Origin of the sequence: Pedobacter sp. Leaf216 (genome assembly GCF_001421515.1) — a bacterium.
Lineage (GTDB): Bacteria > Bacteroidota > Bacteroidia > Sphingobacteriales > Sphingobacteriaceae > Pedobacter.
Window position 1 is genome coordinate 1 of record NZ_LMKM01000033.1, and the last position, 22,790, is coordinate 22,790.

Sequence of the window (22,790 nt, forward strand, 5' to 3'; positions counted from 1 at the left end):
TTCAGCTTTCCGTCCTTCCGGAGCGGGCTGCAAAGGTAGCAATCTTTTCCTCACCTGCAACATTTATTTTAAAATAAATCCTGCCCTATCATCACCCTATGCCATCCTTTTCATTCAAAACCCTTCCTCCGAAGCGGGATGCAAAAGTAGGGAAAATTAAATATAACGCAAAGCTTTTTTACATATTATCGGACGATACAATCTAACTATATGGTTTTCAACAGGAAAAAATATGCCACAGGGCAAAACTTTTTTAAGTAAGGGCTGTTTGTATCTGTCTAGTCTCTTCAGGCTTCCAGGGTTTCCATGCACCCAGCCTTTTAAAACGCCTGGAAGACCCTGCAAAATAAACCCGATTAAAATGAAAAGCCCGCAGCGCAGCGAGGACTTGTAATGATAAGCGGGAAGAAACTTATATAGCAGCACCCACCCTGCTTTGCTTATAAAACAAACACACTATTACATATAGTATAAGGATAAAGGACCCAACCCAAACAGCCTTTCAAATTTTGCTTTGCGCTTAGCCCATAAATGTTTCGAAAGTTGTTGCGTACATATATAGTATATAGAAAAGCATAAAGGCTTAAATAATAGCCTATATTATATATGTTAAAAATTGTTAACTGTAATATTGTACTGAATTGCTTTGCATAGCTTAGCGGCCAATTGTTTTTATTGATGTTATCGTATTATTAATTATCTTTGCAGAATGTTTAAAGTTAAACACTTAATTATTTTAGTTTTTGTTGCCGCTTTGGGTATTGCGGGTTGTAAAAGTCGTTTCGAGAAATTGAGGGCGAGTAACGACGTTGCAAAAAAATACCAGGAGGCGCTTCGTTTGTATAATAAACGCGATTACAGTAAAGCATTGGTGCTTTTTGAAGATCTTTCTCAAAAATACCGTGGCCGTGCTGAAGCTGAGGATTTAAATTATTATTATGCTTATACCTTATATAGGTTAAGTGATTATACAACGGCCAGGTACCAATTTAAAAGTTTCGCAGATACTTACCCTGCGAGTAAAAATGCTGAAGAAGCGAGGTATATGGGAGCTTATTGTTTCTATTTAGAATCGCCAAGTTTCTCTTTAGATCAGGAAAACACCTATAAAGCTATTGATGCATTACAATTATTCATTAACTTATATCCTACCAGCGATCGCGCTGCTGCTGCAGGTAAATATATTGCCACTTTAAGGGGTAAATTAGAGGATAAAGCTTTTGAAAATGCTAAAATGTATTTAACTACTGGTCCAAGTAACGTAGATAATTATAGGGCAGCGGTTATTGCTTTAAAAAATGCACAAAGAGATTTCCCCGATATTAAATATGCTGAGGAAATGGACTTTTTAATGATTAAGGCTCAGTATTTATATGCTAAAAACAGTTATGTAATCCGCCAGGAAGACCGTTATAATGAAGCTCTTGCTTTATATACTGAGTTTACTGAAAACCATCCTGACAGTAAGTATACCAAAGATGCAAAGGTACTTAAAGAAGATGTTGAGTTAGGAATTGCGGCTACAAAACAAGAACTTGCATTATATGCAGCTGACCAAGAAAAATACAAGCAAATGTTGATCAGAACGGGTAAATTAAAAGATACCATTTCTACAAAACCAACTAATGCTGATAACACGAATATTAAAAACGATTAATACATGAATACTAACAAACCTGCTGTACCAAATACTACAGTAACCAGAAACGTACACGATTTAGATAAAACTACAGATAACTTATACGAATCTTTAGTTGTAATTGCTAAAAGAGCAAATCAGATTTCGAATAACGTTAAAGAGGAGTTACACGGTAAATTGGCAGAATTTGCATCGAGCAACGATAATTTAGAAGAAATTTTCGAAAACCGTGAGCAAATTGAAATCAGCAAGCACTACGAACGTATGCCTAAGCCTGTTTTGGTTGCTATTGATGAATTTTTGAATGAGAAAATTTATCACAGAAATCCTGCTAAAGAACAAAAGTAATTAGCAGAGGGCAAAGAGCATGGCGCAGTTTTATAAGCATATCAATGCTCTATGCCTCATGCCCAACACGCTATGCTGAAACATAAAAATATAATCCTTGGCGTTTGCGGTAGCATTGCAGCATATAAATCGGCTTTTTTAGTTCGATTGCTTGTTAAAGCTGGTGCAAACGTAAAGGTTATCCTTACCCCTGATGGTGCTAATTTCATAACACCACTAACCCTTGCTACGCTTTCTAAAAACCCTGTTTACACCCAATATTTCGAAGAAGAAACTGGGGTATGGAGCAATCATGTTGAACTAGGGCTTTGGGCCGATCTGATTATTATTGCTCCGATAAGTGCCAATACACTGGCTAAACTTTCAACAGGAATCTGCGATAACTTATTAACTGCTGTTTATCTTTCTGCAAAATGCCCTGTTTATGTAGCTCCGGCAATGGATCTGGATATGTGGAAACATGAAACGACCCAGGCAAACATTAAAAAGATTATTAGTTTTGGAAATAAGGTTATAGCGCCTGCCAATGGGGAACTTGCAAGCGGACTTTGGGGCGAAGGCCGAATGGCAGAGCCTGAAGAAATTGTTTCCTTTCTGAACAATGCCATACAAAAATCGATGCCATTCTTTGGCAAAAAAGTGATGGTAACTGCCGGCCCTACCTATGAAGCGATTGATCCGGTTCGATTTATAGGGAATCATTCTTCTGGTAAAATGGGTTTTGCAATTGCAGACGAATTGGTAAAACTTGGTGCTGAGGTTACTTTAATTGCCGGACCAACGGCACAAAAGGCTGACCAAACTTTAAAAAGAATTGATGTAATAAGCGCAAAGGATATGTTTGATGCTTGTTCATCTATATTTTCAGAAACTGACATAATAGTAATGTGTGCGGCTGTGGCAGATTACCGCCCGAAATTAGTTGCTACACAAAAAATCAAAAAACAGGATAGTGACCTCTTTCTGGAATTAGAAAAAACTACTGACATCCTAGCTTCTTTGGGTGCCACAAAAAAAGCAAATCAGATTTTAGTTGGTTTTGCCTTAGAAACCAATGATGAGGAGAACTATGCCAAAGGTAAATTGGAGAAGAAAAATTTAGATTTGGTTGTTTTAAATTCTTTAAATGATAAGGGTGCAGGTTTTAAATCGGATACCAATAAAATTACTATTTTTAACAAGGCTTTAGAACGGACTGTATTTGAAACGAAATCCAAAGCAGATGTGGCTAAAGATATATGTGCTGCCATTTTAAAAATTACAAAATGATAAAAAGGATTGTTTGGATATTGCTATTGATTGGTTTTGGTAAGCTACAGGCGCAGGAGTTAAATGCAAGGGTAACTTTGCTTGCTCCCCAGGTTTCGAACATTAGCAAACCAACCATTGAGGCTTTGCAAAAAACAATCCGCGATTTTTTGAACAATAATAAATTTAGTAACGAAAGTTACAAGCCTCAGGAACGCATCGATTGCAGTTTTATCATTACCATTAACTCCTGGGATGGTGGATCTGGTTATACCGCCGAAGCGCAGATTCAGAGCAGTCGCCCGGTTTTTAACAGTTCCTACAACAGCACTTTATTAAACATGAGCGATAAAAATTTCGATTTCAGTTTTAACGATGGCTCCACAATCGATTTTTCTGATCAGAATTATATTTCCAATATCAGTGCACTTCTCTCCTATTATGCATATACCATTATCGGTATGGATAAGGATAGTTTTAGCAAAATGGGTGGTACGCCCTATTATAAAAAAGCACAGAATATCATTAATCTGGCGCAGGCTTCGGGCAATACCGGCTGGAAAGCAGCAGATGGATTACGCAACCGTTTTTGGTTTAACGAAAATGTTTTAAATCCTATTTTTGCAGAACTCCGTAATTTCATTTACAGTTATCATTTTAGCGGCCTGGATCAGCTTACCGATAATGATAAAGGCTTAACACAAATTGTTGCTGCACTGCCGGCGTTGCAACAAATGGATAAACAAAAACTAGGCTCAATTTTCCCTAATGTTTATTTCGCATCCAAGGCTGAAGAAGTAACCAATGTTCTTTCTAAACTTAATGGACAGGAACGGATGAAAGCTTACAACATGTTGGCAGAAATTGATCCGGCAAATATTGGCAAATACGAGGGACTAAAGAAAAATTAGTTTCTTTGGTTAACTGGTTAATTGTTTAAATTGGTTCATTGTACATCGTGCCCATCAGTTAATCGGTTTCAACGGTTAACCTTTATACAACATTAATTACTTGATTGAGCCCTTAAATCGGTTAACTGAATTATAATCGCTCAAAATATAATTTCTAAAAACGATGAAAAGATTTTTATTGATTACGATCTGTCTTTTACCATTAAACCTACTGGCGCAATCTTCATTTAGCATTAAAGGCTATGGCAAGGCTTATAAAGATGGCGATAAGATGTTTTTATCTTTTCGGCAAGGTGACCAGTTAATTCATGATTCTACTTTAGTAAACAAAGGATCGTTTGAGTTTAAAGGAACTTTTAAAACTAAAGTGAGAGGCTATGTTTGCCGAAATGACAACCCTCGTTACGCATCCGAACTATTTGATGCGTTTGATGTTTACATCGAATCAGGACAGATTACACTGCGTTCTCCAGATACTTTAAACAATTCCATTATTTCGGGGACTCCATTAAATAATGATTATGCCACACTTTGTGCGGCATTACGGCCTGTGACAGAAAAAACAAGAAAATTAAAAGACCCAAATAAACTAAGCGCAGAGGAATTGAAAGATACAGCCTTGGTAAACCTAACAAAAGCACGTATTATAGATGCATATGATGAAACTTTTCCCATCCAATTTAATTTTGTAGATACACATCCAAATTCTTATGTAAGCTTATTCGCTTTAGTTAAAATGGTACGCTCCAGTAATTATCTATCAGAGGTAGAACAAAGTTTTGCCAAATTATCTGCTGCGCTCAAAGCAATGCCAGAAGGTTTAGAAATTGCCAACAGGATTAAAGAAGGGAAAAAGATTTCAGTTGGAATGATGGCAAAAGACTTTACTCAAAATGATATAAATGGCAAGCCCACTAAACTTTCATCCTATCTGAATAAATATGTTCTTGTTGATTTTTGGGCTTCGTGGTGTCTGCCCTGCAGGGAAGAAAATCCAAATGTTTTAGCTGTTTATGAAAAATACAAGGAGAAAAATTTTACGGTTTTAAGTGTGTCAATCGATATATTGGCAAATAAAGCCAAATGGTTAAACGCTATCAAGGAAGACCGGTTACCATGGATGCAGGTTTCTGATCTTAAAAAAGAAAACGAAGCAGCTAAGCTTTACGGTATTACAACTATACCAGCAAATGTACTTATCAGTCCTAATGGAAAAATAATTGCCAAGGATATTAAAGGAAAAGAATTACGCGATAAAATGGCTGAATTATTAGGTGCTAAATAATTTCAAGCCCGTCAGTAAACTAATTAACCAGTTTCATCTGTTAACTGATAAGTAGTTTCCCCTATTTGTGGGATTAATTGTTTAGAAAAGCAATCTCAGCATTTCAATTAAAGCCAGTCCTGCTTTTTGTTCATACGCCTGCAGGCCTTAAACACAGGCCGGTATCCACATCAATCAGGTTTAATTAACAAAGTCAATTTTTCATTGGGGGTTTCTTAACCATACTGTAGATGCAACATTCTTCATTCTTGAGCGTCTGATACACAGTTAACCAGCTGACCAATTTCAAGAATTAAGTAATTAAGTTAAAATTTTGTTAAAATATTTTGATCTTACGAATATCTTCGTACATTTGAATACGAAATAATTCGTACAACTTGTAACATATGAATAATCAAAACATCAAACCAACAGAAGGTGAAATGGAAATCCTCCAGGTGCTTTGGCAAAAGGGGAATGCAACGGTAAGAGAGGTTCATGAGGCGTTGAATAAAAAAGATTCTGGTTATACCACTACCTTAAAATTAATGCAGATTTTGCATGAAAAAGGAATGGTAGAAAGAGATACCAATCAAAAAACACACATCTATAAAGCATTGATAAGTCAGGATAAAACCGAAAAGCAATTGGTAACAAAAATGATCGACAATGTATTTAATGGCTCGGCGGCGAGATTGGTAATGCAAGCCCTGGGTAATCACAGTGCAAGTGCGGATGAGATTGATGAAATTAAGAAATATTTAGACAGCCTGAAATAAGGCATAGTTGAAGGTTGGAAAGTGTAGGGTATAGCTCCCTAATTATGCAATAACACTTCGGGGTATCCCGGTAAAAAAATTAAAACCACCGTTATGGAAACTTTATTACAACAATTCATCAAGGCATTTGGCTGGAGCATTTTAAACTCCCTTTGGCAAAGTGCTGTTATTTATGGCATACTATTTATTGTGATGCTAAGCATCCCGAAAATGGCCGCAAAACATAAGCACAACCTCGCTTTTGGTGCCATAATTTTAATGTTTTTCGGTTTTGGCTATAATTTTATTCATCAGTTAACATTAACCATAAATAATCAGGCAGCTGCAATCAACCCACAAAATATACAGGCTTATCAATATTTTAACAACCTGCCACCAAGTTTTAGCAGTAAAGCCGAACAATACTTCCCTATCGTGGTGGCATTTTACCTCATCGGTATATTGCTACAGTTGTTTGTGATTGTGAAAGGTTACAATCAGCTTTCTAAACTAAAAAAAGAAAGTTTAAGTGCTATTCCTGATGGTTGGAAAACAATTTTCGAACAGGTAACCGCGCACCTTAAAATTAAAAAAAGCATCCAGTTTAACCTTTCTTCTATTGTTAACGTGCCTTTGGTTATCGGCTATTTAAAACCTGTGGTATTGTTTCCCCTTGCATTGGTAAACCAATTGGATAACGATCAGGTTGAGGCTATTTTAATCCACGAGCTATCGCACATCAGAAGAAACGATTTTCTATTGAACCTGATTAAAACTGCAATAGAAACTTTATTGTTCTACAATCCATTTGTTTGGATGGCCGGCAGGTTTATACACATTGAACGCGAACATGCCTGCGACGATCTGGTATTAAAGGTGACCGGAAAACCATTAAACTATGCTCATGCCCTACTTAAACTTGAGTTATTGAAAGATAAAAACAGTCCGGCTTATGCATTGGCAGCAACAGGTAAAACACAAAATTTATATCAACGCATTAAAAGAATAACCAACATGAAAACAAATTATTTAAACGCCAAACAACAAATGGCAGCCCTAACACTGGGTGTAGCGTGCCTGTTTTCTATTGCCTGGATCAATCCTACAGAAAAGAAGAAACAAACCAAAAAACAGCACAAACAAGAAATTTTAACTGTACAGCTATCAAACGGATTAATAAACAATGTGATTTGTACGGATACAACAAAAAAACGCAAGATTAAAATTGTTACCATTGATGTAAATGGAAATAAAAAAGAGTACAATTCCGTTAAAGAAATGCCAGACAGCCTAAGGCAAGATTTCTACAGAGACGAGCTTTTTGCTGGTAAAAGTATCTACCACATTCAGGCTGACAGTTCATTTAAGATTAAATTCAGCGATTCACTTTTAAAAGGAAAAATATTTAAAGAATTCGATTCCCCTGAAGCTCAAGCCAAATGGAAAAAGTTCGGCGAAGACATTGCCAAACAATACAGCTCACCTGAAGCACAGGCCAAATGGAAAAAAATGGGAGAAGAAATGGGCAAGAAAATGAACTCACCAGAAGAACAGGCAAAGTGGAAAAAATTTGGTGATGATATTGCTAAACAGTACAATACACCGGAGGCACAGGCTAAATGGAAAAAAATGGGTGAAGAGATGGCGGCCAAAGTGAATACACCAGAATTTAGGGCACAAATTGATAACATCAGGATACAGGCATTGAAATCAGGAGATATGATTCGTTTGTCAGGATTAACAAAACTGAATGTTGATTCTATATTTAAAGGCAACAAAAATGCCCTTACCGGTCCAGATGGAACAGTATTATTTCTTAACGAAAACAATAATGCGAACAGCAAAGTAAGACAGACTGAAGAATATAAAAAACTGAAAGAAAAATTCGACAGTGAAGTGAAAGAGCTGAAAGAGAAAATGGAGAAAAAAGAAAAAAAGGAAAAAGTTGAAGGCGGTAATAAACGCTCACAAATCAGTACTGCGGTAATTAATTACAACAACAAAGATTTTTCAAACCCTGCAAAAGTTTTGAAGATTGAAAATGCAATGGTAACCTACAAAAAAGAGGATTTTAAAGTTGCCGATCAATTGGCCTTAAAAAGTTTTGTACAAACGAATGATATCGCCATTGCCATCCAATCTGCAATTAGATAAAATAAAAACACATATTAAACCAAACACATCATAAGCAGCGGAGATTATTCTTCGCTGTTTTTGTTTACACCAAATTGATTGCAAATAATATTCCTCAGTCTCAATTAATCATTTTCAAAAAAGAGACACATATGGTTCCAAGTGAAAATCCCACTCTTTTTAACCAAACTGTTCTTGATTTTTTAAATTAAGCTGATATAAAAATAGCTTCTTTAACACAAAGTTTATTCTTCGCTGTTTTTGTTTTGTACTGTCCTGTTGAATAAATTTTAATATTTTTGCTAAGCATGCTACAAAAACTTTCTATACGTAATTACGCATTAATTGATAGTCTTGATATCGAATTTGATAAAGGCTTAAATATTATAACTGGTGAAACCGGCGCAGGTAAATCAATCATACTTGGTGCATTATCGCTAATTTTAGGTCAGCGGGCAGAGAGCAAATATTTTTTTAATCAGGATAAAAAATGCGTTATTGAGGGTAGCTTTACCCTTGCTGACGAAAACTTAAAAGATTTTTTTGAAGAAAATGACCTGGATTTTTCGAAAGAAAGTCTTTTACGGAGAGAAATATCAATAGACGGTAAAACCAGGTCGTTTATTAACGATACGCCTGTTAATTTATCTATTTTAAAGCAAGTGGGCGAAAAGCTGATCGATATCCATTCACAGCATGCTACACAAGAAATAAATGATGCCGATTTTCAATTGTTAATTGTAGATTCTCTGGCCAATCATCAATCCCTGTTGCTTAATTACCGCAGCGGATTTAAAAAACTGAAGCACGATACAAGCCTTTTAAAAAAACTAGTTGCCGAAGCTGATGAAGCTAGAAACAAGCAAGATTATGAACAATTTCTTTTTAACGAACTTGAGCAGGCAAAATTACAGGATGGTGAACAGGAAGAGCTTGAACAAGAATTAGCGCGACTAACCCATGCAGAAACCATTAAGAGAGCCTTACTTACTGCATCTGGCTTAATTAATGAAAGTGAACCTTCTGCCCTGCAAATTTTAAAAGAAGCTTCATTACAATTGCAGAGTATAGAAAAATTTGATCCCGAAATTAACGTACTATATGAACGTTTGCGCTCGTCGATTATTGAGATAAAAGACATTACCGATGAGGTTTCTACCATAGAGGGTAATACCGTACACAGTGCCGATCGACTGGAAATTGTAAACCAAAGGCTCGATTTATTTTATACACTTCAACAAAAACACAGGCTGGCCAATAATGCGGAGTTAATTGCGCTTCAAAAACAACTTGAAGATAATTTAACCAAACTTTTATCTTCTGATGAGCACATTGAAAAATTACAGCAGGAAATTGATCTGCTTAAAATAGCTTTACAAAAACAGGCCAATCAGTTAAGTGTTAACCGTAAAAAGGCCATTAAAGTAGTAGAAGATCAAACTGGCATTACCCTTAAACAAGTTGGGATGCTGAATGCTAAACTGGTATTGGAGCAAAAGCCTTTAACCGACTTAAATAAAGATGGTTTGGATGAAATTAACTTACTTTTTACGGCAAATGCAGGTCAGGCTCCGGCCCCGGTAAATAAAGTAGCTTCAGGTGGTGAATTATCCAGATTAATGTTGGCCATAAAAGCCCTTTTAGCGAAACATACTTCACTTCCGACGATTATTTTCGATGAGATTGATACCGGAATTTCTGGTGAAACAGCACTAAAGGTTGGAGAAGTCATTGCTGATTTAGGCGAGAATATGCAAGTAATTTCAATTACACATTTACCTCAGATTGCAGCCAAAGGAACATCTCACTATTTTGTGCATAAACATGAAGACGGTGGAAAAACCACCACAGGAATCCGCAAACTTAAACAAGAAGAACGGATTGGTGTAATTGCCGAAATGTTAAGCGGCAAAAACCCTGGAGCTTCCGCAATAGAAAATGCAAAGGAATTGCTCGCATAGTGTACCAAAACACTTAAATGTGTTATAAAGTAGAAAAAGATAAAGCGAACGGGGCAAAAACCATTTCAGAGATTGTTTATTAACGTGCTGCCAAATGTTAGCATCTGGCAGCATGATCTATTTAAAAAAAAATAATAATACTTGTTTGCGATAAATTGAGAAGGATTCATCATGTAACACTCAAATCCTATCTTTAAAGACTCGAATCGTATCAATAAATGAAATGTTATTTTCAAATAACTATCCAATTAGTTTATATTTAAGCGATGAAAACGATTGCGCTTGTCTTCTCGATATTAATCATTGGTAATTTTTGCTTCGCGCAGCAAAGTTATACACTTTCTGGTGTGGTTAAAGATAAACAGGGAGAACCATTACCTGGCGTGGCCATATACGTAAGCGATTATAAATTGGCTACTGCTACAGATAACCAGGGAAAATATGTACTAAAACTTAAGCCTGGTAATTACACTATATTAGTGCAGCTAATCGGTTTTAAATCTACTGACAAAGCCATAAGTATTGAAAATAAAGATGTTCGTGCAGATATTTTACTTATAGAAAGTAGCACGCAGCTCGCAGAAGTAACCATTAAACCCGATCCCAACCGCATGGCTTATCTTAATACTTTTAAAGCATACTTTATAGGTTTGACCGATAATGCCGACAGGTGTAAAATCCTAAATTCAGAATTAATCAGGTTTGATTATGATAGTGAAAAACGGGTTTTGAATGCAACAACAGATGATTTTTTGATTATCGAAAACCAGGCATTAGGTTATAAAATTAAATTTTTAGTAAAAGAATTTCAATATGATTATCGCGCTGGCATCGTTTTTTATGAAGGCTTTCCGCATTATGAAGATTTGCCTGGAAATGCAGCCAAAAAAGAAAAATGGGAGAAAAAAAGAATAGAAGCTTACAACGGTTCTTCTCAACATTTCTTTAGTGCGCTGTTTAACAACCGCACCAAAGAAGAGGGATTTATCATCAATAAACTGATCAGAAACCAGGCGCAGGAATCTCTGGCAGATAGCATTGCACAATCTCAGGAAAGCGGTTTCACAGCCAGAACATTAACGCTACCGGGTGCTACCACTTTTAACCAACCAAAAAAAACAGTTGCAAAAGATAAACTAGAAAAACTTAGCCTGGGCCATAACTTCGCAATGTTAAACAGGACAGAAATTTCGACAGATACACTGGTACATTGGTATAACGACGACATTAGAAGAATAAATTTCACCAATGTATTATATGTAATTTATACAAAAGAAAAGGAAAGCAGCAGTTATTTAAGCAGGGTCCGAATGTCTATAAATAGGCCATCAGACCTTGGAAGGGCACAAATCTCCTTAATTAATCTGCGTGGAGGATCAGTTTTCTTTTATAAAAATGGAGGCATCAATAATGCACGGTCAATGATCAATGAAGGTTACTGGGCCTGGGAAAAAGTTGCCGATAGTGTCCCCATGGATTATCTTCCTCCGCATAATGTAGAAACAAAATTGAAATAACAACCAACGGCTATGCACCAATTTCGGTTTGTTGATATGTTAATCGCAATCATGCTAAAAAAAGAAAATGTTATAGTTGTTTCATCACGAATAATAAAGCGCAATAGCCCAATTAACCTTCACTGGTAGGTAACATATCTACTATTATTAATGATTACTCCCAAATGTTAAAATTGTTAAAAATCTTTTTCGTTTTTAATAAATCTTAAGCCTTTTGGTTACATTCGTCTCCATGATTAAAAGCTTTTTAGTAGCTCTCATGCTGATCATTTTGGGTACTAATGCCATTGCTCAAAACACCTTTACAATCAGTGGTCTGGTTAGAGATCAGAAAGATGGATTGCCTGGCGCAAGTATTTATTTGAGCGGTTATAAAATTGCTACAGTGGCCGATAACGACGGGAGGTTTAAATTAGCTAACCTTAAACCCGGCAGTTATGATATCCTTGTTCAACTGATTGGCTACCTCCCCTATTCAAAAAGCGTAATCATTTCTGATAAATCTGTCCAGGTAGAATTGGTTTTGAAAGAAAATGTGGCGCAATTAGAAGAAGTTGTTATCCGGGCAGATCCTAACCGCCAGAAATACATCAATCAGTTTAAAGAGTTTTTTATAGGCAAAACCCCCAATGCCTTACAATGCAAAATATTAAATCCGCAGGTTTTAAATGTTGATTTTGATATCACCAAAAGTACACTTACCGTTTCTACAACAGAATTTTTAGTGGTTGAAAACAAAGCATTAGGGTACCGCCTTAAATTTATTTACTATTCCGGTCATCCGTTTTTCGAAGAATTAAAAGCTTCTGCAGCCAAAAAGAAAAAATACATTGCAGCAAGAGAAATTGCTTATTATGGCTCATCGCAACATTTTTTCCGCTCACTTTATGCCAATAAAACACAAGAAGAAGGCTTTATCATTAATAAAATGATTAAAGTGCCTAACCCTAACCGCTATCCCGAATACATTATCAATACCAATTTAGAAAAGATAAAAGCGGTACCAGAAAAAACAGGTATCAGACAAAACAAAGGGAAAATAGATACTGCCTTGTTTAATTTCTGGATGAAGCAAAAAGAAATGCCGAAAACAATCGACAGGTTTTCAAGGGCAGAAGTACTTACCGATACTTTGGTGCATTATTTTAACCAGAATTTAAAGTACCTGAGCTACACCGATGCACTGTTGATCCAATATACCAAAGAAAAAGAATCCCTTGCCTACTCCAATACAGGTTTCTGGATTTTCAGACCATTGGATGTGCCTGAAAATGAAATTTCTGTAGCCAATTTAACCGGAGAAGGTGTCCGTTTTTACGAGAACGGAGGCATTTACGATTCACGTTCGCTTTTATATGAAGGATTTTGGGCTTACGAAAAAGTAGCCGATATGGTGCCGATGGATTATGTGCCACTCCCTAAGAAATAACTTACCCGAATAAAAATCCTGAACATAAATGTTGAAAAGTAGGCTATTGTGAGCTTTAAAATTACTAAATATATTAGTAATTTTAATTCATGATCGGTGAAGAAGAAAAACAGTATTTTAAAGGCAGGGGTGCCCAGGTTAATCCACATAATAAATTTTTAAAAGATGTTTATGTGAAAGAACACCAGGAAGGGATAGATGACTGGGAGGAAAGCGACCGCAAAACAGCCTTTATTTTTGAAAACTCCAAAACAATAGTAAATAAAGTAGATAGCCCGGATGTAGGCATGGCCTATTCCTTAAATCCATATCAGGGATGTGAGCATGGCTGCACCTATTGTTACGCCCGCAATTCTCACCAATATTGGGGATACAGCGCAGGAATAGAGTTTGAAAGAAAAATAATTGTTAAAAAGGATGCCCCTGAATTATTTAAAAAGTTTTTGAAAAAAAAGGGATGGGATGCATCTACCATTTCACTATCAGGTAATACCGACTGCTACCAACCTGCCGAAAGAAAATTTAAACTTACCCGGCAATTACTGGAAATAGCACTGGCTTACAAACAGCCTATCGGCATGATTACCAAAAATTCTTTAATCCTTCGCGATCAGGATATTTTACAAGAAATGGCCAAATTAAACCTCTGCATGGTGTATGTATCCATCAATAGCCTAAACGAAGATCTCCGTCAGGTAATGGAACCAAGAACCACAACTGCAAAACAACGCTTAAGGGTTGTAGAAGAATTAAGCAAAGCCGGTATCCCCATGGGCGTAATGGTTGCACCTCTTGTACCAGGATTAAGCGACCATGAAATACCAAAAATTTTAAAAGCAGTAGCCAATGCAGGAGCCATTAAAGCAGGCTATACTGTTGTACGTTTAAATGGAGCTATCGGACAGATATTTGAAGATTGGCTACGAAAAAATTTTCCAGATCGCTTTGATAAGGTTTGGCATATGATACAAAGTTGCCATGGTGGAAATGTGAATGACAGCAGGTTTGGCGACAGAATGCGCGGAGATGGAAATATTTCACAAATGATCAGGGATAATTTCAGGCTGCATTGCCGTTTAAATGGATTAAATGCAAAAGATATAATTCTTGATCATACCTTATTTAAAATTCCTAGTAACCAGGTGAGTCTGTTTTAAAATTAGCAAAGTGGATTGCCGGTTTGTATTAAAACTTTTTAAAACCTAGTTTTATTGCCATGAAGATAGCATTAGTAACCTACCTGGATAAAGGTGCTTACGATACCACAACTGTAGAAAGCGAAGACGATAAGCTTTTGGATTTTTTAACAGCAAAGGGTTTAAAGATTGAAAAAGTAATCTGGAACGATCAAAACATAAATTGGGAGAATTATTCGCTTGCGATTTTGAAATCACCATGGGATTATTTTGATCTGATTGATGATTTCTACAATTGGTTAACTCTTTTGGAAACAAAAAACATAAAGCTGCTCAATCCCATTGAAGTGGTAAGATGGAATTCGGATAAAAAATACCTGAAAGAGATCGAAGCCGCAGGGCTTAAAATTACGCCGAGTTACTTTATACAACGGAAGGAGAATATTGATCTCAGCCATTCCTTTGCACAGTTCGACACCAACAAGCTGATTGTAAAACCCTGTATAAGTGGTGGAGCAAAAAATACATTTAAAGTAACCGCCGAAAATGTGGAAGAAATAAATGTGCAGCTAAACCAGCTTCTGGAGGCAGAAGATTTTATTGTACAGCCTTTTTTACCAGAAATATTAGAGAATGGAGAATGGTCTTTCATTTTCTTTAACGGCGTATATAGCCATTCATTGATAAAACAGGCTAAAGCTGGCGATTTCAGGGTACAGCCCGCCCATGGCGGATCTGTTCATCCACAAAAGCCAAAGGCTGAATTAATTGCCAAAGCACAACAATATGTCACTTCATTTGCAAAAAACTGCCTTTATGCAAGAGTAGATGGCACTATTGTGAATGGAGAATTTTTATTAATGGAACTTGAGTTAATAGAGCCTTTCCTGTTTCTGAATACAGAACCCGAAAATTATGAAAGGTATTATAAGGCACTTCAAGAGCTCATGTAAAAACGATTAGAAACAAAGTTATTTAGTAATTCTAACCTTCATATTTTGAGCACAATGCAATACAACCGGAAAATTAAATTGGAATATATGCTTTAACTCATTAAAACAGGTAATCCACTCATTTTAAATACTTGCTCACCCATTTAGCCAAATTACAATACCTTCAATTCATAATTTTATTCTAAATCAATCAAGCTGATTTACAAATCATTAGAAATAAAATTATGAAAACAAGAACAAAAACTAAACAAACTTTAATTCTGATATTAATTTTTGTAAGTCTGGGAGTTGCCTGCAAAAAAGAAATCGCAACACAAGGACCACAAGGCGAAAAAGGAATAGCCGGGCCGGCCGGAAGCACAGTTTTAAGCGGAAATGGTGTACCTGCAGCTGCAACCGGAGTTATTGGCGATTTTTACCTGGATTTAGCAACAAGTAATTTTTATGGACCAAAAAAAGCTGATGGCTGGGGGGTTGCCTTTTTGTTAAAAGGCCAAACCGGAGCAACTGGTAATACTGGTGCGGTAGGAAACACTGGTGCATCTGGCAGTCAGATTATAAGTGGAACCGGAATTCCGGATGCGGTAACTGGTACAGTAGGAGATTATTTTTTGGATAAAACCAGTTATAACTTATACGGACCTAAAGTAGCCACTGGTTGGGGCACGGCATTATCTTTAAAAGGAACTACTAATGTTATTTATTCAGGATGGAATGTTGCCAAGAATTTTAGGGATACAACTTCAGATAACACAGCTCTGAAGGCTGCAGATTTGCTGGCACCAGCATTAACCACAGCGGTAATTAATGGCGGTTTGGTACAGGTATATTTTAACTTTGGAGGTGGTGTTTATGCTTTACCTTATTCATCGTATGCCGGAGGAAAATTAAATACCATCAGCTATTTTCCCAGACTAGGGCATTTTATTATCACAAGGTTTACTGCTGATAACAGCAACAGCATTCCACTATCTACAGCTTTACAATACAGGTATGTAATTATTCCCGGTGGAACCGCGGTGGCACTGGCAAAAGATGAAGGCTTGAAGCTCACTGATTACGAAGCAGTAAAAAAGTTTTATGCAATAAAAGACTAAACATATTTTCACAAATTAATCTCTTCAAAAAAAAACTCCCGATTTTCATCGGGAGTTTCTTATTTATTTACTAGAAGAATCTTCTTCTTGCTTCGGTTCTTCTTTTTTCTTCTCACCTTTTTTATGGTTGATAGAAATCAGTTCGGTAGCTTTATCGTAATCAATTTCTAAAACATCTCCTTCGGTTAAATCACCTTTAAGGATTTCTTCAGCAATTGGATCTTCTAAATATTTCTGGATCGCTCTTTTTAAAGGGCGGGCACCAAAATTACTATCAAAACCTTTATCAGCAATATAATCTTTAGCGTTATCAGTTAAGGCAATTTCATAACCCAAGGTATGAACACGGCCGAATAATGCTTTTAATTCAATATCAATAATTCTAAAGATTTCATCTTTACCTAAACTATTAAATACAACTACATCATCAACACGGTTTAAGAACTCAGGTGCAAAAGCACGTTTTAATGCACTTTCAATTACACCACGACTGTGAGAATCTGCTTGATTTGTTTTTGCTGCTGTAGAGAAACCAACACCTTGTCCGAAATCTTTTAGCTGACGGGCACCAATGTTTGATGTCATAATGATGATTGTATTTCTAAAATCAACTTTACGTCCTAAACTATCAGTCAACTGGCCTTCATCCAAAACCTGCAATAAGATATTAAATACATCAGGGTGCGCTTTTTCAATCTCATCCAATAAGATTACGGCATAAGGTTTTCTTCTAACTTTTTCAGTTAACTGTCCACCTTCTTCATAGCCTACATATCCCGGAGGCGCTCCTACTAAACGTGAAACTGCAAATTTCTCCATGTATTCACTCATGTCGATCTGGATCAATGAATCATCACTATCGAACATGAAGCGGGCCAATTCTTTTGCCAATTCTGTTTTACCTACACCTGTTGGGCCTAAGAAAATGAATGAACCGATTGGTTTTTTAGGATCTTTCAATCCTGCTCTCGTACGTTGAATAGCTTTAGTCAATTTCTTGATCGCATCATCCTGACCGATAATTTTCTCAGCCACTTTATCGTACATGTTTAACAGTTTTGCACTGTCTGTTTGGCCAACACGTTGTACCGGAATACCAGTCATCATCGAAACCACCTCGGCTACATTATCTTCTGATACTTCGTAACGTTTAGTTTTGGTTTCAGCTTCCCACTCAGCTTTGGCTTTATCTAATTCTTCAATTAAATTTTTCTCTGTATCGCGAAGTTTTGCAGCTTCTTCATATTTCTGACTGCGTACCACTTTGTTTTTCTCTAACTTAATATCTTCGATTTTCGCTTCGATATCAATAATATTCTGTGGAACATGAATATTGGTTAAGTGTACACGAGATCCAGCTTCATCTAAAGCATCAATAGCTTTATCTGGTAAGAAACGGTCTGAAATATAACGTGATGTTAAAGTAACGCAGGCTAAAATTGCCTCGTCGGTATAAGTTACACCGTGGTGTTCTTCATACTTATCTTTAATACGGGTTAAAATTTCTACGGTTTCATCTGGTGTAGCAGGCTCTACCATCACTTTTTGGAAACGACGGTCTAAAGCACCATCCTTTTCAATATATTGACGGTATTCATCTAAAGTTGTGGCACCGATACATTGAATTTCGCCCCTTGCCAAAGCAGGCTTGAACATATTTGATGCATCTAAAGAACCCGATGCACCACCAGCACCAACAATCGTGTGAATCTCATCAATAAACAAGATTACATCTGTCGATTTTTCAAGCTCGTTCATCACGGCTTTCATACGTTCTTCGAACTGGCCACGGTATTTTGTACCGGCCACTAATGATGCTAAATCTAAAGTAACTACACGTTTGCCAAAAAGCACACGCGAAACTTTACGTTGAACAATGCGTAAGGCTAAACCTTCAGCAATTGCAGATTTACCAACACCTGGCTCGCCGATTAAAATCGGATTGTTCTTTTTTCTGCGGGATAAAATCTGCGATACACGCTCAATTTCTTTCTCGCGGCCAACAATTGGGTCTAAACGACCTTCTTCTGCAGCCTTTGTTAAATCACGACCAAAGTTATCTAAAACCGGTGTTTTAGATTTTATATCCGAAACCTTTTTAGGTGTACTAAAGCTTTCTTCTTCGCGATAATCATCGTCGCCTCCTGTAGAAGCACTGTTTGAGATATCATCTCTGAATCCATTTTTATTCACTTCAACCTCCTGTTTAAAAACATCGTAAGTAACACCATATTGTAATAAGATTTGAGAGGCAATGTTATCATCATCTCTTAAAACCGATAACAATAAATGTTCGGTGCCAATTAAATCGCTTTTAAATATTTTAGCTTCTAAGTAAGTAATCTTTAAAACTTTTTCTGCCTGTTTAGTTAATGGAATATTGCCTAAGTTTACTGTAACACTCGAAGTACCGCGAACGGCATCTTCAATTGAGCGGCGCAATTTACCGGTATCAACTCCTAACGATCGTAAAATTTTTATAGCCATACCATCGCCTTCGCGGATGAGGCCTAATAATAAATGCTCGGTTCCAATGTAATCATGCCCTAATCGGAGCGCTTCCTCCCTACTAAAAGAGATTACATCTTTAACCTGTGGTGAAAATTTTGCTTCCATAATACCTTTCTTAACAGCTACGTCCCTAAACTATAAAATAAATTATAAAAAGCGACTGTACCATTTCGTTTATTTTATCAACAATTGCGCCATACGGGTGGATAAAAGGCAGTATACATATCCACCAACCTAAAAATTACGGTAAGAATATCGTTTCGATAAAGATAAATTCCGCTATATCTATCTACGTAATAACTGTTTTACAGGTTTTAAAAGGTGCTTTTTAAATCGCTTACCTTATAAGTTATCATTTTGTCGGTTTATTGTAAGGATTTTTTCGATTTGAGTAACTGACAATTTGTTGCTTTTTACTAAAGCAATTTACAAGTTTTGACAGAAAAACAAAAAGAACGTGACATCATTTAACAAATTCTCCAGACAATTATCTCTACCCTTTCCCTTTGCAGCATTCGATACGATAAAATCTATACGGAATTAACTGTGCAAAGGTTGCTTTTGTTTTGAAACAGCGAAGGTTTCCGAAGACAATCTCTAAGCTTTTGGCATTGTTTTCCTCTTTAAGTAATCAAAGAAATAAAAGGCTGGCATTTTACAATAATGAGTTTACTTAAATGGATTATCGCTTTAGGTATTATTAAATGCCGTATACATTAAGTAAAGCTAAATTTTAGATCAAATAATCTTTCAGTTAAACCAATTTGCGTTAAATAAGAGCAAAAATCTTTTTTATTATCTTATTATCAAAAAACCCGTTGATGCTAACCTCCGTATATATGCACAATCTCAAACACCGGAATGGCACCACTTTACAAAAAAGTTTTAATTGCAACCCTTCTCTTTTTCGCATTTGCGGGTCGGATTGCGATTAGTGCCATGCCCATCTATAAAGTTTCGGTGGAAATTTCGAAAGTAAATGCTGATAAATCGGATACGAATCAAAATGATGATCAGTTGGAAGATAAAGTCAAATTAGAAGATCTGATGAAAACCGATTTTACAAAAATTGAATTTCTGAGTATTTTTTCTTCAAAAAGAAGATTGTTTTCTGGAAATTACAACCTTGTTAAGTGTTACCTCCAAACATTGGAATATCCTCCAAAATAATTAAATACTTAATTTCAGCAATGAGTTCCTGTTAATAGCGAACAACAAGCCTGAAAATTAAAATCGTCGGTAGAGTTCCTCTTCCGAATGAATAACAAGCCTTTTTATCTCGAAAAGGTTAATCGCATTGCGTTAATATATCCCTTTACTAATACTTTTCTTAATTAAACATTAAAACCATGATTAAAATCAAACATTTAATCTTAGTAGCATTGTTGGCTATTATGACCCCTATTTTATTTTCGGCCTGTAAAAAAGACCGCAATAACGATCCTCAGCAAGAGGTACTCACACCTGGCCCTGATGTTAACTTTTACGCCCTCACTGCCGATGGCAAACTGTTATTGATCAATGCCAAAAATCCGAATTCAACAACTGCTTCAGTCACAATATCCGGTTTACAGAGTGGTGAAACCATTTTAGGAATTGATTTTCGCCCTGCAACAGGTCAGTTATATGGTGTAGGCAGCAGTAGCCGCATTTATGTAATCGATCAGAAAACGGGCGTTGCAAGATCTGTTGCTACGGCTCCTTTCACACCTGCAATAAGCGGAACTTCAGTAGGTTTCGATTTTAATCCTACTGTAGATAGAATCCGTTTGGTTACTTCATCTGGCCAGAATTTACGTTTAAACCCTGAAACTGGCACGGTGGCTGCAACCGATGGTGTGGTAAACGGTGTTACAAATGCCAAAGTATCATCAGTTGCTTATACTCAAAATAAGGCTGGCGCAAGCTCAACAGTTCTTTTTGATATCGACATTGCGAATGATAAACTTCATAAACAAGATCCACCAAATGATGGAAAACTTGTTGAAGTAGGCAGCCTTGGTTTGGATGCTGAAGATATTGGCGGCTTTGACATTAATCCTGACGGAACTGCAGCACTTGCGGCTTTAAATGTAAGTGGTAAATCGGGTTTATACCTGATCGACCTTACTTCGGGCAAAGCTTCAAAAATCAGTAATGTAGACCAACAGATTACCGCCGTTGCTATACCTACAGAGCCTGTTGCCTATGCAGTATCAACCAATAACGAACTGCTTATATTTAATCCAAACGCTGCAACACCAACACTTGTGGTAAAAGCAATAACTGGCATACAAACAGGTGAAAGTATTTTAGGCATCGATATGCGCCCGGTTAACGGACAGCTTTATGCCGTAGGAAGTACAAGTAGAATTTACACTATTAATGCATCTTCGGGTGCGGCAGCCATGGTTGGAACAGGGCCGTTGGCTACTTTATTAACAGCTACACAAATTGGATTCGATTTTAACCCAATGGCCGACCGCATTAGGATTGTAGGTAACAATGGCCAAAATTTTAGAATTGTACCAACTGATGCTACTTTAATTGTTGATACGCCTATTACATTAAGTACCGCAGCCATTTCTGGTGCTGCCTATACCAATAACTTTGCGGGTGCTTCATCTACAGCATTGTTTGATATTGATGCTACAACAGATCGCTTATACAAACAAGATCCACCTAATAGCGGAGCACTGGTTGATGTTGGTCCACTTGGTGTAAATATTGAAGCAAACAGTGGCTTTGATATTGGTGGTACAAGCGGCAATGCTTACGGTATATTTACTGTTGGCGGTGTGCAAAAACTTTATAGCGTAAACCTAACTACAGGTGCTGCAACAGCTGGTGCTACCATTGCTACAGCCGTACGCGGTTTCACACTGGGATTGGGTTTATAAAACAACATAATCTGTTAAAAATTGTAAAAGCCTTTCAATCCTGAAAGGCTTTTTACATTAACTAATGTTTACGGTATCTACTAAGAATTAATCCGCACTTTAAAAGTATAAAATTTGCTTTTCGCTGTATAGGATAGTTCCTTTTTTGAAAAAAGTTTGATAATTACATTAAAACGGGATTAAAATACTATCATCTCCTATAAAACATAAAATAATTATCGAAGGATCAAACTATCATAGTTGACTATATGCCATTTTGATACTATTTCACCCTCGTTGATGCTTATTTTACCCGGAACCGATCTTATTTTATCAGCTTCAACCATATTAAGCACTAAACTGCCTTATTGAACATTAAATTTAGGGTGCTGCATTGATCGACATCATTTTTTTGAGGCCAGATTTTTTTTGATGCGACTAAGCGTTTCCGGAGCGATTCCTAGATAAGAAGCGATCAGGTTTTGGGGTATCCGTTTAATAATTTCTGGATTTGAGGCCATAAGTAAGACGTATTTTTCTTCAGCACTGTGCGTAATGGAACTCATTAATCTACGTTCTTTAGTAACCAGGCTATTTTGGTAAAGTATTCGGAAATAACGATCCATAATTGGTGCAGCCACCGTTAAAGCATCATAATCATTTCTCGAAATCAAAAGCAGTTCCGATTCTTCTATTGCATCAATGTTAAACAATGCTGGTTCGCCAGTTAAGAAACTGTTAAAATCAGACAGCCACCATCCTTCCCAGCCGAAAATACTCATATGCTCATCGCCCTTTTCATCTACATTATAAGTACGTAACAAGCCCTTCGCTACAAATGCCAGGTGCTTGCAAATATTTCCTGCCTGCAACAAATACTGTCGTTTCCTCAATCTTTTAGCTTCAAAAAAGGTTTGTATCACTTCCCGATCATGGTCAGTAAGCGAAACTTTTTCCTGGATATGGCTAAAAAGTACATCAATCATGTTGGAATTTATTTTAACTGCACACAAAGATAAATTTTCAG

Annotated in this window: 17 protein-coding genes; 15 read left to right on the plus strand and 2 right to left on the minus strand. The window is 36.6% G+C overall.

Annotated features, from left to right (window positions below):
- Positions 1-709 precede the first annotated feature (709 nt).
- From ASE74_RS18340 to ASE74_RS18400, 13 genes are all read left to right on the plus strand, one after another.
- Positions 710-1,657, plus strand: a complete 948-nt coding sequence (locus ASE74_RS18340; RefSeq protein WP_055912208.1) for an outer membrane protein assembly factor BamD — start codon at positions 710-712, stop codon at positions 1,655-1,657.
- A gap of 3 nt (positions 1,658-1,660) precedes the next feature.
- Positions 1,661-1,987 carry a DNA-directed RNA polymerase subunit omega gene (locus ASE74_RS18345; RefSeq protein WP_025145617.1) on the plus strand — a complete coding sequence of 109 codons (327 nt, stop codon included), beginning with the start codon at positions 1,661-1,663 and terminating at the stop codon, positions 1,985-1,987.
- 72 nt (positions 1,988-2,059) lie between these two features.
- Positions 2,060-3,256: a bifunctional phosphopantothenoylcysteine decarboxylase/phosphopantothenate--cysteine ligase CoaBC gene (gene coaBC / locus ASE74_RS18350; RefSeq protein WP_055912799.1), complete on the plus strand. Its 1,197-nt coding sequence runs from the start codon at positions 2,060-2,062 to the stop codon at positions 3,254-3,256.
- Positions 3,253-4,146 carry a DUF4835 family protein gene (locus tag ASE74_RS18355; RefSeq protein WP_055912802.1) on the plus strand — a complete coding sequence of 298 codons (894 nt, stop codon included), beginning with the start codon at positions 3,253-3,255 and terminating at the stop codon, positions 4,144-4,146. Before coaBC ends, ASE74_RS18355 begins: the two co-directional genes overlap by 4 nt.
- A gap of 163 nt (positions 4,147-4,309) precedes the next feature.
- Entirely contained in the window at positions 4,310-5,431 is a 1,122-nt protein-coding gene (locus ASE74_RS18360) for a TlpA disulfide reductase family protein (protein ID WP_055912209.1), read from the plus strand.
- Between the two features lie 386 nt (positions 5,432-5,817).
- Complete coding sequence (locus tag ASE74_RS18365) at positions 5,818-6,189, plus strand: BlaI/MecI/CopY family transcriptional regulator (protein ID WP_055912211.1); 372 nt, start codon at positions 5,818-5,820, stop codon at positions 6,187-6,189.
- A 93-nt stretch (positions 6,190-6,282) separates the two neighbouring features.
- Positions 6,283-8,322 carry a M56 family metallopeptidase gene (locus tag ASE74_RS18370; protein ID WP_055912213.1) on the plus strand — a complete coding sequence of 680 codons (2,040 nt, stop codon included), beginning with the start codon at positions 6,283-6,285 and terminating at the stop codon, positions 8,320-8,322.
- A 287-nt stretch (positions 8,323-8,609) separates the two neighbouring features.
- Positions 8,610-10,262: a DNA repair protein RecN gene (gene recN, locus ASE74_RS18375; protein WP_055912216.1), complete on the plus strand. Its 1,653-nt coding sequence runs from the start codon at positions 8,610-8,612 to the stop codon at positions 10,260-10,262.
- A gap of 266 nt (positions 10,263-10,528) precedes the next feature.
- Positions 10,529-11,779 carry a carboxypeptidase-like regulatory domain-containing protein gene (locus ASE74_RS18380; protein ID WP_055912218.1) on the plus strand — a complete coding sequence of 417 codons (1,251 nt, stop codon included), beginning with the start codon at positions 10,529-10,531 and terminating at the stop codon, positions 11,777-11,779.
- A gap of 259 nt (positions 11,780-12,038) precedes the next feature.
- Positions 12,039-13,208: a carboxypeptidase-like regulatory domain-containing protein gene (locus tag ASE74_RS18385; protein WP_235526160.1), complete on the plus strand. Its 1,170-nt coding sequence runs from the start codon at positions 12,039-12,041 to the stop codon at positions 13,206-13,208.
- Positions 13,209-13,297: 89 nt separating this feature from the next.
- Positions 13,298-14,365 (plus strand): PA0069 family radical SAM protein, encoded by a 1,068-nt coding sequence (locus ASE74_RS18390; protein WP_055912223.1) that lies wholly within the window; start codon positions 13,298-13,300, stop codon positions 14,363-14,365.
- Between the two features lie 59 nt (positions 14,366-14,424).
- Positions 14,425-15,297, plus strand: coding sequence for a RimK family alpha-L-glutamate ligase (locus tag ASE74_RS18395; RefSeq protein ID WP_055912227.1), 873 nt, complete (start codon positions 14,425-14,427; stop codon positions 15,295-15,297).
- A gap of 224 nt (positions 15,298-15,521) precedes the next feature.
- Positions 15,522-16,394: a hypothetical protein gene (locus ASE74_RS18400; RefSeq protein WP_055912230.1), complete on the plus strand. Its 873-nt coding sequence runs from the start codon at positions 15,522-15,524 to the stop codon at positions 16,392-16,394.
- A gap of 63 nt (positions 16,395-16,457) precedes the next feature.
- Here the strand turns inward: ASE74_RS18400 and ASE74_RS18405 are convergent, their stop codons facing one another.
- Positions 16,458-19,010 carry an ATP-dependent Clp protease ATP-binding subunit gene (locus tag ASE74_RS18405; RefSeq protein WP_055912232.1) on the minus strand — a complete coding sequence of 851 codons (2,553 nt, stop codon included), beginning with the start codon at positions 19,008-19,010 and terminating at the stop codon, positions 16,458-16,460.
- 756 nt (positions 19,011-19,766) lie between these two features.
- Here ASE74_RS18405 and ASE74_RS18410 point away from each other — a divergent pair.
- Both ASE74_RS18410 and ASE74_RS18415 read left to right on the plus strand, forming a co-directional pair.
- Positions 19,767-20,075: a hypothetical protein gene (locus ASE74_RS18410; RefSeq protein ID WP_055912234.1), complete on the plus strand. Its 309-nt coding sequence runs from the start codon at positions 19,767-19,769 to the stop codon at positions 20,073-20,075.
- A gap of 179 nt (positions 20,076-20,254) precedes the next feature.
- Entirely contained in the window at positions 20,255-21,784 is a 1,530-nt protein-coding gene (locus tag ASE74_RS18415) for a DUF4394 domain-containing protein (protein WP_055912237.1), read from the plus strand.
- A 383-nt stretch (positions 21,785-22,167) separates the two neighbouring features.
- Here ASE74_RS18415 and ASE74_RS18420 read toward each other — a convergent pair whose 3' ends face one another.
- Entirely contained in the window at positions 22,168-22,749 is a 582-nt protein-coding gene (locus ASE74_RS18420) for a Crp/Fnr family transcriptional regulator (protein ID WP_055912239.1), read from the minus strand.
- Positions 22,750-22,790 lie beyond the last annotated feature (41 nt).

What these genes read in the sequence shown, in the direction of transcription:
- ASE74_RS18340 (WP_055912208.1), top strand. Translation starts at nt 710, where the DNA reads ATGTTTAAAGTTAAACACTTAATTATTTTAGTTTTTGTTGCCGCTTTG.
- ASE74_RS18345 (WP_025145617.1), top strand. Translation starts at nt 1,661, where the DNA reads ATGAATACTAACAAACCTGCTGTACCAAATACTACAGTAACCAGAAAC.
- coaBC (WP_055912799.1), top strand. Translation starts at nt 2,060, where the DNA reads ATGCTGAAACATAAAAATATAATCCTTGGCGTTTGCGGTAGCATTGCA.
- ASE74_RS18355 (WP_055912802.1), top strand. Translation starts at nt 3,253, where the DNA reads ATGATAAAAAGGATTGTTTGGATATTGCTATTGATTGGTTTTGGTAAG.
- ASE74_RS18360 (WP_055912209.1), top strand. Translation starts at nt 4,310, where the DNA reads ATGAAAAGATTTTTATTGATTACGATCTGTCTTTTACCATTAAACCTA.
- ASE74_RS18365 (WP_055912211.1), top strand. Translation starts at nt 5,818, where the DNA reads ATGAATAATCAAAACATCAAACCAACAGAAGGTGAAATGGAAATCCTC.
- ASE74_RS18370 (WP_055912213.1), top strand. Translation starts at nt 6,283, where the DNA reads ATGGAAACTTTATTACAACAATTCATCAAGGCATTTGGCTGGAGCATT.
- recN (WP_055912216.1), top strand. Translation starts at nt 8,610, where the DNA reads ATGCTACAAAAACTTTCTATACGTAATTACGCATTAATTGATAGTCTT.
- ASE74_RS18380 (WP_055912218.1), top strand. Translation starts at nt 10,529, where the DNA reads ATGAAAACGATTGCGCTTGTCTTCTCGATATTAATCATTGGTAATTTT.
- ASE74_RS18385 (WP_235526160.1), top strand. Translation starts at nt 12,039, where the DNA reads ATGCTGATCATTTTGGGTACTAATGCCATTGCTCAAAACACCTTTACA.
- ASE74_RS18390 (WP_055912223.1), top strand. Translation starts at nt 13,298, where the DNA reads ATGATCGGTGAAGAAGAAAAACAGTATTTTAAAGGCAGGGGTGCCCAG.
- ASE74_RS18395 (WP_055912227.1), top strand. Translation starts at nt 14,425, where the DNA reads ATGAAGATAGCATTAGTAACCTACCTGGATAAAGGTGCTTACGATACC.
- ASE74_RS18400 (WP_055912230.1), top strand. Translation starts at nt 15,522, where the DNA reads ATGAAAACAAGAACAAAAACTAAACAAACTTTAATTCTGATATTAATT.
- ASE74_RS18405 (WP_055912232.1), bottom strand. Translation starts at nt 19,010, where the DNA reads ATGGAAGCAAAATTTTCACCACAGGTTAAAGATGTAATCTCTTTTAGT.
- ASE74_RS18410 (WP_055912234.1), top strand. Translation starts at nt 19,767, where the DNA reads ATGGCACCACTTTACAAAAAAGTTTTAATTGCAACCCTTCTCTTTTTC.
- ASE74_RS18415 (WP_055912237.1), top strand. Translation starts at nt 20,255, where the DNA reads ATGATTAAAATCAAACATTTAATCTTAGTAGCATTGTTGGCTATTATG.
- ASE74_RS18420 (WP_055912239.1), bottom strand. Translation starts at nt 22,749, where the DNA reads ATGATTGATGTACTTTTTAGCCATATCCAGGAAAAAGTTTCGCTTACT.